At 56.1% G+C, this 12,834-nt stretch carries 8 protein-coding genes; 1 reads left to right on the top strand and 7 read right to left on the bottom strand.

Annotated features, from left to right (window positions below):
- Positions 1–79 precede the first annotated feature (79 nt).
- The 5 genes from eno to rlmD form a co-directional block, all read right to left on the bottom strand.
- Positions 80–1,375 carry a phosphopyruvate hydratase gene (eno, locus tag ACR8BN_RS04335; protein ID WP_010248571.1) on the bottom strand — a complete coding sequence of 432 codons (1,296 nt, stop codon included), beginning with the start codon at positions 1,373–1,375 and terminating at the stop codon, positions 80–82.
- A gap of 76 nt (positions 1,376–1,451) precedes the next feature.
- Positions 1,452–3,089, bottom strand: coding sequence for a glutamine hydrolyzing CTP synthase (pyrG, locus tag ACR8BN_RS04330; protein ID WP_010248572.1), 1,638 nt, complete (start codon positions 3,087–3,089; stop codon positions 1,452–1,454).
- A gap of 229 nt (positions 3,090–3,318) precedes the next feature.
- Positions 3,319–4,107 carry a nucleoside triphosphate pyrophosphohydrolase gene (gene mazG, locus ACR8BN_RS04325; protein ID WP_064703516.1) on the bottom strand — a complete coding sequence of 263 codons (789 nt, stop codon included), beginning with the start codon at positions 4,105–4,107 and terminating at the stop codon, positions 3,319–3,321.
- Between the two features lie 158 nt (positions 4,108–4,265).
- Complete coding sequence (relA, locus tag ACR8BN_RS04320) at positions 4,266–6,497, bottom strand: GTP diphosphokinase (RefSeq protein ID WP_010248576.1); 2,232 nt, start codon at positions 6,495–6,497, stop codon at positions 4,266–4,268.
- Between the two features lie 29 nt (positions 6,498–6,526).
- The gene (gene rlmD / locus ACR8BN_RS04315) at positions 6,527–7,843 is read right to left on the bottom strand and encodes a 23S rRNA (uracil(1939)-C(5))-methyltransferase RlmD (protein WP_039389342.1); all 1,317 of its coding nucleotides are present in this window, start codon (positions 7,841–7,843) and stop codon (positions 6,527–6,529) included.
- A gap of 93 nt (positions 7,844–7,936) precedes the next feature.
- Here rlmD and barA point away from each other — a divergent pair, with 93 nt between their 5' ends.
- Positions 7,937–10,666, top strand: a complete 2,730-nt coding sequence (barA, locus tag ACR8BN_RS04310) for a two-component sensor histidine kinase BarA (protein ID WP_031594086.1) — start codon at positions 7,937–7,939, stop codon at positions 10,664–10,666.
- A 54-nt stretch (positions 10,667–10,720) separates the two neighbouring features.
- On the opposite strand, the gene ACR8BN_RS04305 is transcribed toward barA, so the two are convergent.
- On the bottom strand, positions 10,721–11,860 hold the full coding sequence (locus ACR8BN_RS04305) for a glycerate kinase (RefSeq protein WP_031594087.1): 1,140 nt from the start codon (positions 11,858–11,860) through the stop codon (positions 10,721–10,723).
- A 75-nt stretch (positions 11,861–11,935) separates the two neighbouring features.
- Entirely contained in the window at positions 11,936–12,820 is an 885-nt protein-coding gene (gene garR, locus ACR8BN_RS04300; RefSeq protein WP_010248583.1) for a 2-hydroxy-3-oxopropionate reductase, read from the bottom strand.
- Positions 12,821–12,834 lie beyond the last annotated feature (14 nt).

Raw genomic sequence — 12,834 nt, 5'->3', positions numbered from 1 at the left:
AGAATGGGCGAAAAGCCCCGCACAAGGCGGGGCTTCAGGGGCCGATGATGTCACTTAGCGCGACATCAACGCACAGTCATTACTGACCTTTAACTTCTTTCAGACCGTTGAATGGCGCTTTAGAACCCAGCGCTTCTTCGATACGGATCAGCTGGTTGTACTTAGCAACACGGTCAGAACGGCTCATTGAACCGGTTTTGATCTGGCCCGCTGCAGTACCTACCGCCAGGTCAGCGATGGTCGCATCTTCGGTTTCGCCTGAACGGTGAGAGATCACGGCAGTGTAGCCCGCGTCTTTCGCCATTTTGATCGCAGCCAGAGTTTCGGTCAGAGAACCGATCTGGTTGAATTTGATCAGAATGGAGTTAGCGATACCTTTATCGATACCTTCTTTCAGGATTTTGGTGTTGGTAACGAACAGGTCATCACCCACCAGCTGGATTTTGTCGCCCAGTACTTTGGTCTGGTAAGCGAAGCCGTCCCAGTCAGATTCGTCCAGGCCATCTTCGATAGAAACGATCGGATACTGTTTAGTCAGATCTTCCAGGAAGTGGGTGAACTCTTCAGAGGTAAACGATTTGCCACCTTCACCGGCCAGAACGTATTTGCCATCTTTGTAGAACTCAGATGCCGCACAGTCCATCGCCAGGGTGATATCTTTGCCCAGCTCGTAGCCTGCTGCTTTTACCGCTTCAGCGATAACAGCCAGCGCTTCGGCGTTGGAACCCAGGTTAGGCGCGTAGCCGCCTTCGTCACCCACAGCAGTGCTCATGCCTTTGCTTTTCAGCACTTTTGCCAGGCTGTGGAACACTTCAGAACCCATACGGATGGCTTCTTTCAGGTTCGGAGCGCCAACCGGCTGGATCATGAATTCCTGGATATCGACGTTGTTGTCGGCATGTTCGCCGCCGTTGATGATGTTCATCATTGGCAGTGGCATAGAGTATTTGCCTGGGGTGCCGTTCAGTTCAGCGATGTGCTCATACAGCGGCTGACCTTTAGAGGCTGCAGCAGCTTTAGCGGCTGCCAGTGAAACAGCCAGAATGGCGTTAGCACCGAAGTTAGATTTGTTCTCAGTACCGTCCAGGTCGATCATGATCTTATCGATGTTCGCCTGATCTTTCGCGTCTTTGCCTTTTACCGCTTCAGCAATCGGACCGTTTACTGCAGCAACGGCTTTGGTTACGCCTTTGCCCAGATAACGTGATTTGTCACCGTCACGCAGTTCCAGCGCTTCGCGTGAACCGGTAGAGGCACCTGATGGCGCAGCTGCCAGGCCTACGAAACCGCCTTCCAGATGCACTTCAGCTTCAACAGTCGGGTTACCACGTGAGTCGATAATTTCGCGACCGATGACTTTTACGATTTTGGACATTACGATTTTCCTCAGTACAAGTTAGTCAATCCTAAGACAAGCAACGCGCGAAAAGTTCGCGCGCTGCCTGTGAAACTTACTTCGCTAAACGCTTCTGATGCTCATGTGCGGCTTTAACAAAGCCGGCAAACAACGGATGGCCGTCGCGTGGGGTCGAGGTAAACTCAGGATGGAACTGGCAGGCCACAAACCACGGATGGTTCGGGATCTCGATAATCTCAACCAGTTGATCATCACCAGAGCGACCTGCTACGCGCAGACCGGCTGCTTCAATCTGCTTTAACAGCATATTGTTCACTTCATAGCGGTGGCGATGGCGCTCAACGATAGTGTCAGAGCCGTAGAGCTGGCGAACCTGGCTGCCCGGCGTTAACTGACACTGCTGGCTGCCCAGACGCATGGTGCCGCCCAGATCGCTCTGCTCGCTGCGGACTTCGACGTTGCCATCTTCGTCACGCCATTCGGTGATTAATGCCACCACCGGATATTTACAGTCTGGCACAAATTCCGTGGAGTTGGCGCCCGGCATCCCGGCGACATTGCGGGCGAACTCCATCAGCGCAACCTGCATGCCCAGGCAGATGCCCAGGTACGGCACGTTGTTTTCACGTGCATACTGCGCGGTCATCAGCTTGCCTTCCACGCCACGGTAACCGAAGCCACCCGGGATCAGAATCGCATCCAGATCTTTCAGTAATTCGACACCGCGTGATTCAACATCCTGCGAATCGATCAGTTTGATGTTCACGGTGACGCGATTTTTCAGGCCGCCATGTTTCAGCGCTTCGATTACCGACTTGTAGGCATCCGGCAATTCCACATACTTGCCCACCATACCGATGGTGACTTCACCACCCGGATTGGCTTCTTCGTAGATCACCTGCTCCCATTCGGCCAGGTTGGCTTCCGGTGCATTCAGGTTGAAGCGCTTGCAGATATAGTCATCCAGGCCCTGCGATTTCAGCATGCCAGGAATCTTGTAGATGGAATCAACGTCTTTCAGCGAGATAACCGCTTTTTCAGGGACGTTACAGAACAGGGCGATTTTAGCGCGTTCGTTGGCCGGTACGGCACGGTCAGAACGGCAAATCAGCACGTCTGGCTGAATACCAATCGACAGCAGCTCTTTCACCGAGTGCTGGGTCGGTTTGGTTTTCACTTCACCGGCAGCCGCCATATACGGCACCAGCGTCAGGTGCATATACATGGTGTGTTCGCGGCCCACATCAACGGCCATCTGACGAATCGCTTCCAGGAACGGCAGTGATTCGATATCACCGACCGTGCCGCCGATTTCGACCAGTACCACATCATGACCTTCACCGCCTTCAATAATGCGTTCTTTGATGGCGTTGGTGATGTGCGGAATAACCTGAATGGTTGCGCCCAGATAGTCGCCACGGCGCTCTTTGCGCAGGACTTCTGAGTAGATACGGCCAGTGGTGAAGTTGTTACGACGCGACATTTTGGTACGGATGAAGCGCTCGTAGTGACCCAAATCCAGATCGGTTTCAGCGCCGTCATCAGTGACGAAAACTTCACCGTGCTGCGTCGGGCTCATGGTGCCTGGATCCACGTTGATATACGGGTCCAGCTTCATGATGGTCACGTTCAGACCACGGGCTTCGAGAATGGCTGCGAGGGAGGCTGCGGCAATGCCTTTACCCAGAGAGGAAACGACCCCGCCGGTCACAAAAATATAATTCGTTGTCATGCTGAACCTGAGAGTTTAGGTTTAAAGACGGTGGAATAACCAGGACGGGAAAACAGTATACTGGAAACCGCTATCAGCCACAATTGATGAATCACCGCCATCCTCCAACGCATTGCTGCGGCTAACATAGCCGATAGCCGCCAATGAAATGTTGACGTGCGTCACAAAGTTGCCGCCAGGCTGAATCGAGTAAGCGAAAGCGGTGACTTTATGCACAACGCTGGAATAATCAGCGCTTCTCGCCCCGTTTCACCTGCTGCCAGGCGGCTTCCATCTGCTCCAGCGTGGCACCCGGCATACTTAACCCCTGTGCAGCGATGATCGCTTCGACTTCGCGGAAGCGGCGCTCAAACTTGTCGTTGGCCTTTTGCAGCGCGGTTTCCGCTTTGCTGCCCAGATGGCGCGACAGGTTAACCGTGGCGAACAGCAGGTCGCCAATCTCCTCTTCCAGCTTCTCACCATCCACCACACTCTGCTGCGCCTCGTGCATCACTTCATCAATCTCTTCATGCACTTTAGCCACCACCGGTCCCAGCGTGGTCCAGTCGAATCCGACATTGTGACAACGCTTCTGAATCTTGTGGGCGCGCATCAGTGCGGGCAGAGCCTTAGGGATATCATCCAGCGCCGAATGCTGGGCTTTGTCAGCCCGCTCAGCGGTTTTTATCGCTTCCCAGTTTTTCAGCACTTCGCTGCTGGTTTCTGCTGTGGCATCGCCAAAAATGTGTGGATGGCGGCGCTCCAGCTTGTCGCTGATTGCGTGGCAGATATCCTCAAAATTAAAGCGATCCTGTTCGCTGGCCATCTGCGCATAGAACACCACCTGGAACAGCAGATCGCCCAGCTCACCGCGCAGATCGTCAAAATCTTCGCGCTGGATAGCGTCCAGCACTTCGTAGGTCTCTTCCAGCGTATAGGGCGCGATGGTGGCGAAGGTCTGTTCACGATCCCAAGGACAGCCATTCTGTGGATCGCGCAGGGTTTTCATTATGCCAAGCAGGCGCTCAATAGCGTTCATTCAGGAGGATCCTTGATTAGTGAGATGACAGGCAACGGGCGAAGAGGCAAAGCGTACAACACGGCCGGACGCCGTGAATAGCGTCCGGCCGTGTCTGGTGGTGCAGAAAACGCCTGCGCAACCTCCTGCTGCCGGTTGCCTCAGTGCCTGCCTGAATATCAGTGCAGGCGACGGGCGTCAATGATATCAGAGACCTGGTTCAGACGCGCCAGGACACGTCCCAGTACCTGATGGTTGTAGATCTCGATATCCATGTCGATGGTCGCCAGCTGTTTTTTGGTGTCGCTGCGGCTTGAGACGCCCAGGACATTCACTTTCTCGTTGGCGAGAATGGTGGTGATGTCGCGCAGTAAGCCGCTGCGATCGTTGGCGGTCACGCGCACCACCAGCGAGTAGCCACTGGAGTAGCTTTCGCCCCACACCGCGTCGACGATACGTTCCGGCGCATGCGAAATGAGTTCAGCCAGCTGGTCGCAGTCGGCGCGGTGAATAGAGATGCCGCGCCCCTGGGTGATGAAGCCGACAATATCATCCCCCGGAATCGGCTGGCAGCAGCGGGCAATGTGGTGCATCAGGTTGCCCACGCCTTCCACGACGACGCGTCCGCTCTCTTTGCGTGAAGAGGGAGTGTACGATTTCTGGGTCAGCTGACGCAGCGCTTCGCGATCTTCCTCTTCGGCACTCGGCTTGTTGAGCTTCGCCTGCAGGAAGTTAACCATCTGGTTAAGACGAATATCGCCGCCGCCAATCGCCGCCAGCAGCTCTTCAAGCGAGGTCACGTTATAGCGCGGCAGCAGCAGTTTTTCGGCTTCACGCAGGCTGATATCGAGCTGATTCAGTTCGTTATCCAGAATCTGCCGTCCGGCGATAATATTCTTGTCGCGATCCTGCTTGCGGAACCAGTTGTGGATCTTCGAACGTCCACGGTTGGTGGTGATATAGCCCAGATTCGGATTGAGCCAGTCGCGGCTCGGGTTCGGCTGCTTCTGGGTGATCACTTCAACCTGATCGCCCATCTGCAGCTGGTAGGTGAACGGCACGATGCGGCCACCGATTTTCGCGCCGATGCAGCGGTGACCGATGTCGCTGTGAATATGATAGGCAAAGTCGAGCGGCGTCGATCCAGCGGGCAGATCCACCACGTCGCCTTTCGGGGTAAAGACGTAGACCCGGTCATCGAACACCTGGCTGCGGACCTCTTCCAGCAGCTCGCCGGAGTCCGCCATCTCTTCCTGCCAGCTGATGAGCTTACGCAGCCAGGCGATCCGCTCTTCATGACCGGCCGCGCCACGCGCGCTGCTGGAAGTTGGCCCCTCTTTATATTTCCAGTGCGCCGCCACGCCCAGCTCAGCATCTTCATGCATCTGGCGGGTACGGATCTGGATTTCCACCGTTTTGCCCTGCGGCCCTAACACCACCGTATGAATCGACTGGTAGCCGTTGGGTTTGGGGTTAGCGACGTAGTCATCAAACTCGCTGGGCAGATGGCGATAGAGCGTATGCACCGTACCCAGCGCACCGTAGCAATCCTGCAGGCGATCGGCGACGATGCGCACCGCCCGCACGTCAAACAGCTCATCAAAGGCCAGCGATTTTTTCTGCATCTTGCGCCAGATGCTGTAGATATGTTTCGGACGGCCATAGACTTCAGCGCGCACGCCCTCTTTGACCATCTCTTTGCGCAGATTACTGACGAAGTTTTCGATGTACTGCTCACGGTCAATACGCCGCTCGTGCAGTAATTTAGCGATGCGCTTATATTCGTCGGGATGCAGGTAGCGGAAGCAGTAATCTTCCAGCTCCCATTTGAGCTGACCAATACCGAGACGGTTGGCCAGTGGCGCATAGATATTGGTGCTCTCTTTGGCGGCCAGTACCCGCTCATCTTCCGGCGCATCTTTCATTTCGCGCAGGTTCATGATGCGTTCAGCCAGCTTCAGCACTACGCAGCGGAAATCTTCCACCATCGCCAGCAGCATGCGGCGAACGTTATCCACCTGTTCAGAGGCCATGGAGTCGTTGTGGATCGCTTTCAGCTGGCGGATGGCGTCCATATCGCGCACGCCGTGTACCAGCGAAACAATGCCTTTGCCGACGGCGGTTTCCAGCTCCTCTTCACTCACCACTTCATCGTTAGCCAGCGGGAAAATCAGCGCCGCACACAGGCTTTCGATATCCATGCTGAGCATTGAGAGGATTTCAACCATCTCAATACCGCGCCACAGCAGCAGCGACTGATCAGGATGGCCCTGCGTCTGCGCTTCGCAGTAGCGCCAGGTCTCGGCCACACGTTGACATGATTGCGGGTTGGCAATACCGAGACTGGCGATCCACTGGTCGAGGGCGAAATCCCCCTCAGTATTTAAATGCGCACTTCTGACCGCAACCATAACCTCTCCTGCACAACGACATACATCGCTTATGTTTTTCTGAACAGCACCATGGATTCGAGATGACGGGTATGTGGGAACATATCCAGCATCGCGACCCTTTCCAATTGGTAGCCTGCCGACAGCAATGTCTGGCTGTCGCGGGCGAGTGTGGTGGGATTACACGAAACATAGACCACGCGATCTGGTGCAAGTTTAACCACATGCGCCATTACGCCCGCAGCCCCGGCGCGTGCCGGATCGAGTAATACCTTGTTAAATCCCTGTGCCGCCCACGGCTGGCGCGACACTTCTTCTTCCAGATTATGCTGAAAGAAACTGACATTTTTAAGATTATTCAAATCAGCATTATACGCTGCCTGCCGCACTAATGCTGCAATCCCCTCCACACCAACCACATTATGTACGAAGATTCCTATAGGAAGTGTGAAGTTTCCCATGCCGCAAAACAGATCCAGCACCCGGTCTTCCGGCTGCAGATCAAGCCAGGCAATTGCCTTCGCGACCATCTGCTGATTAACACTGTCGTTAACCTGAATAAAATCCTGTGGGCTGAAGGTTAGCTTAAGCTGGTGAGATTGATAAAACGGCGTCGACTTACTTAACGCACTCAATTCTTCCTCGCCCGCATCCAGGAACAGCATCAGCTCATGCTTATGCGAAAACTGTTCCAGTTTTTCACGGTCATCCGCATGCAGCGCATCAAGATGGCGCAGAATCATCAGCGGCCCGTTGTCTGCCAGCACCAGCTCCACATGCCCGAGACGCCTGACGGCGCGTAAGTCACTGAGACACTGGTGCAATGGAACCAGTAAAGCCTCAAGTTCGGGCACTAAAATGGGGCATTGCTGAATATCGACCAGATCGTTGCTGGCTTCCTGACGGAACCCCATCTGCAACCGCTGCGCCTTATTTTGCCATTGCAGCCCCAGACGGGCGCGACGACGATAGCCCCAGGGCTGACCGGCGATCACCTCATCCACCGCCACATCTTGTGCGGCGACCTGGCGCAGCATCCGGCTCAGCGCCTGGGCTTTGCTCTGCTGTTGCAGCGCCACATCGGCATGCTGCTGCTGGCAGCCGCCGCAGCGTTCATAATGTGGGCAGCGCGGCGTGACGCGCGCCGGACTGCGGCTAATCAGTCGAGTCACTTTCGCCCGGGCAAATTGACGTTTATCCTCTGTCAGCATGACCTCCGCCTGTTCCCCAGGCAGGGCACCGGCGACAAAAAGGGTTTTGCCCTTGTGACGCGCCACACCTTGTCCGAACGGATCGAGCGCCTCAATGGTGACGGTGATCCGTTGTTGCGTCGTCACGCGCTGTTTTGCAACGTAAAATTGCGCCATAGTGTTATTAATTCTCTTTATCGAAAACGACCTGCATTGTTTTGTCGACAGCATGCACAGGGACGTTAATGCCGGAGTAGCCAGGCGACTATTATGACCAAATACAGCCTGCGGGCGCGAATGATGATTTTAATTCTGGCACCCACGCTGATGGTTGGCCTGCTGCTCAGCTCATTTTTTGTGGTACACCGCTACAATGAACTGCAGCGCCAGGTTATCGATGCCGGAGCCAATATCATTGAACCGCTGGCGATCTCCAGCGAATACAGCATGACCTGGCACAATCGTGACGCCATGCGTGAACTGGTCAGCCTGCTGCACCGCCGCCATTCCGGCATCGTCCGGGCGATCTCGGTATTTGATAATCACAACCAGCTCTACGTCACCTCCAATCACAAGCAGAACCTCAGCCTGCTGCAACAGGATGATATCCGCGCCCTGCCCGACGATGTCTCAATGGAGCGTCACGGCAACGTATTGATTCTGCGCACACCGATCACCACCGAGCGTTACGATGTGGATGAATTGCCGGACGAAGATGCCAAGCCGTCGGGCAATCCGCTGGGCTACGTGGCGATAGAACTGGATCTGCAGTCGGTGCGCCTGCAGCAGTACAAAGAGGTGTTTGTCGCCACGCTGATGCTGCTCTTCTGCCTCTGCCTGGCCATGCTGTTTGCCTATCGTCTGATGCGTGATGTCACCGGCCCGATCCGCAATATGGTCACCACCGTTGACCGCATCCGTCGCGGCCAGCTCGACAGCCGCGTTGAGGGATACATGCTGGGTGAGCTCAGCATTCTGAAAAACGGGATTAATGCGATGGCGATGTCGCTGACCGCCTATCACGAAGAGATGCAGCACAATATCGATCAGGCGACCTACGATCTGCGAGAGACGCTGGAACAGCTGGAGATTCAGAACGTTGAGCTGGATCTGGCGAAGAAACGCGCCCAGGAAGCGGCGCGCATTAAGTCTGAGTTTCTGGCCAATATGTCGCATGAGCTGCGGACGCCGCTTAATGGCGTGCTGGGCTTTACCCGGCAGATGCTGAAAACCCAGCTGCGCACCACCCAGCGCGACTATATGCAGACCATTGAACGTTCAGCCAATAACCTGCTCAGTATTATCAATGACGTGCTCGATTTCTCGAAGCTGGAAGCGGGCAAGCTGATGCTGGAGGCGATCCCCTTCCCGCTGCGTGCCACACTGGATGAAACGCTGGTGCTGCTGGCCCCGTCGGCGCATGACAAAGGGCTGGAGCTGACGGTGGTGTGTGACAGCAGCGTGCCGGACAACGTGATTGGCGATGCGCTGCGCCTGCAACAGATTCTGATTAACCTGATCGGCAACGCCATCAAGTTTACCGAGAAAGGGTATATCGGCCTGCGCGTCGGACAGCGGGTGATCACACAGACGCGCGTCGAGCTGGAGATTCAGGTTGAAGATAGCGGCATCGGCATCTCTGAGCAGCAACAGACACAGCTGTTCCAGGCGTTCCGTCAGGCTGACGCCAGCATTTCACGCCGTCATGGGGGGACCGGGCTGGGGCTGGTGATCACCCAGAAACTGGTGCGGGAGATGGGCGGCGAAATCACCTTCAGCAGTCAGCCGGACAAGGGCTCCACCTTTGTGATTCGCGTGCAGCTGGATCTCAATCCCAATGCGCCCGGCATGCCACGCGTGCTGGATGCGCTGTCACATGCGCGCATTGCCTATGTGGAAGCGGATGCTAACGTTGCCAGCGCAGCACTGGAGATGTTGAGCGCCACACCATTGCAGATCGATTACAGCGAAACGCTGGAGGGTTTAAAAGCGTCTCACTATCCGCTGCTGCTGATGGCGATGCCGGTCGACATCAGTCAGCCCGAGCTACTCAATGAACGCATGATTAATGCGCTGCTGGATCGGGCTGACAACGTGCTGATGGCGCTCCCCAGCCCGATGATGTTGCTGGCAGATGAGCTGAAGGTACGCGGCATCGACGGTTGCATCGCTAAACCGATCTCCCTGACGCGACTCCTGCCGATGTTACTGGATATGCATACCCGTCAGATCAGCGAACTGCCGCTTTCACCCCGGCTGCCGCTGACGGTGATGGCGGTGGATGATAACCCCGCCAACCTCAAGCTGATTGGCGCGCTGCTGGAGGAGCAGGTGCAGAACATCCTGCTGTGCAGCAGCGCCGAACACGCCATCCGTGAAGCACGTCAGCAATCGCTGGATGTGATTCTGATGGATATTCAGATGCCGGACATCGATGGCATTCGCGCCAGCGAAATTATTCGCAGCATGCCGCATCATGCCAGTACACCGATTGTGGCGGTCACCGCCCATGCGATTGATGGCGAACGTGAACAATTGATCAAGGCGGGCATGAATGACTATCTTGCCAAACCGATTGATGAGAGCAAGTTAAGACAGTTGCTGGCGCGCTATACGCCACCACCGGTGGTCACCGTGCCGGAACTGCTGCCAATATTACCTACCCTGGACTGGCAACTGGCGCTGCGACAGGCGGCGAACAAAGCCGATCTGGCGCGCGATCTGCTGCGAATGCTGCTGGAATTTTTGCCGGAAGTGCATGCGAAGATGGCGCAGTTTATGTCGACCAATGAGGTCAACGCCCTGCGTGAGATTATTCACAAGCTGCACGGCAGTGCCAGCTACAGCGGCGTGCCGCGCATGAAGCAACTCTGCCATCAGCTGGAAAGAGAGCTGCTGGAGGCCAGCGATATCGCTGCGCTGGAGCCGGAACTGCTGGAGCTGCAGGATGAGATGGAGAACGTCGCCCGAGAAGCCCGACAGCTGTTAGGGATTGGGTAAGGCTATTGGTTAGCTGAACCCGGCCCATGTTGAGTGGCCGGGTAATGCTGGGAGTTAGTTAAACCCGGCCAGCTTTAACGTGGCTGCCACATTACGCGCCGTCATCTCAACATTCTTTCCGGCACTGGCGAGTGCCTCATCCAGGGTACAGATGCTGTAGAGCACGCTGAATACCGCATCGATCCCGTGCTGATGCACCACGCCGACATCGGCCGTCAGGCTTCCGGCGATGCCAATCACCGGCTTATTAAAGCGCTTTGCCACGCTGGCGACGCCGATCGGCACCTTGCCATTAATACTCTGGCTGTCGATACGCCCTTCACCGGTAATCACCAGGTCAGCATCTTTTACCTGTTCAGCCAGCCCCAGCGCCTCAGTAACAATCTCAATGCCGCGCCGCAGCTCCGCATGACAGAAGGCGTGCAGCGCCGCCCCCATACCGCCCGCTGCGCCGCCGCCCGGAATATGCAGCACATCAATATCGAGATCGCGGTGAATTATCGCGGCGTAATGGGCCAGCGCCTGATCGAGCTGCTGCACCAGCGCCGGTGTCGCCCCTTTCTGCGGGCCGAAAATGGCCGATGCACCCTCTTTGCCCGTCAGCGGATTGGTGACGTCACAGGCCACTTCAATGCGGCACTGATGAATGCGGGCGTCCAGCGCGTCAATATCAATGCTGGCAAGATCGGCGAGTGCACCGCCACCGTGACCGATCTCGCAGCCCTGGGCGTCCAGCAGCCGGGCGCCCAGCGCCTGCATCATGCCGGCTCCGCCATCATTGGTGGCGCTGCCGCCGATACCAATGATGATATGGCCGACCCCCTTATCCAGCGCATGTCTGATCAACTCGCCGGTGCCAAATGAGGTCGTTATCAGCGGGTCACGCTGCGATGCAGGTACCCGCTCCAGTCCACTGGCCGCGGCCATTTCGATATAGGCGGTGGACTCATCACCGGACAGGCCATAGAAGGCGCTGACCTGTGTTCCCAGCGGCCCCGTAACCTTCAGCCTGACGATTTTTCCCTTCGTCGCCGCCACCATCGCTTCTACCGTTCCTTCTCCGCCGTCGGCGACCGGTATTTTCACGTAATGCGCATCGGGAAAGATGTCACGGAAACCCGCTTCAATCGCCGATGCCACATCCAGGGCGGATAAACTCTCTTTATATGAATCCGGTGCGATTACGATTTTCATAGGCAATCCGAGCGCAGTTGAGTAATTGAAACGGCTCTGAACCAGTCCGGTTTCCGCAGAGACCGACACCGGGTTTTAGCGGGCGATTTCAACCTTCGCTAACTTCTCATAATAGCAGGCCAGCGCGCTGTGGTCGGCGCTACCCTGTCCGTCGTTACGCAGCGCCTGCATCATCTCCATCACCGCCGCCGTCAGCGGCAGATGCGCGCCGATGCTGTGCGAGGTATCCAGCGCGTTCGCCAGATCTTTGATATGCAGGTCAATACGGAAGCCGGGTTTGAAGTTGCGATCCATCACCATGGGTGCTTTGGCATCCAGTACCGTACTGCCCGCCAGGCCGCCACGAATCGCCTGATAGACCAGATCCGGATTCACACCCGCTTTGGTCGCCAGTGATAACGCTTCGGACATCGCCGCAATATTCAGCGCCACAATCACCTGATTGGCCAGCTTAGTCACGTTACCCGCACCGATGTCGCCGGTATGCACCACCGATCCCGCCATTGATTTCATGATGTCGTAGCAGGTATCGAACACCGCTTTATCACCGCCAACCATCACAGAGAGCGTGCCTTCAATTGCTTTGGGTTCACCGCCACTGACCGGCGCATCCAGCATTTTGATCCCTTTTTCTGCCAGCGCATCATGGACTTCACGGCTCGCCAGCGGCGCAATGGAGCTCATGTCGATGACCACCAGGCCTGGCTTCGCCCCTTCGATAATGCCATTTTTACCCAGACAGACTTCGATGACCTGCGGCGAGTTGGGCACCATGGTAATCACCACATCGCACTGCTCAGCCACCTCTTTTGGCGATTTCGCCACGGTCGCGCCCAGTTCAGTCAGTTCCGCTTCGTTGTCAGCGTTATGATCGCGCACCACCAGCGAATAACCGGCTTTCACCAGATTTTTACTCATTGGTTTGCCCATAATACCCAGGCCGATAAATCCAATTTTCATTGCGTTTCCCCTTA

Source organism: Pantoea sp. Lu_F5_004 (genome assembly GCF_051136245.1).
GTDB lineage: Bacteria > Pseudomonadota > Gammaproteobacteria > Enterobacterales > Enterobacteriaceae > Pantoea > Pantoea agglomerans.
This window is presented reverse-complemented; position numbering and strand designations above follow the sequence as displayed.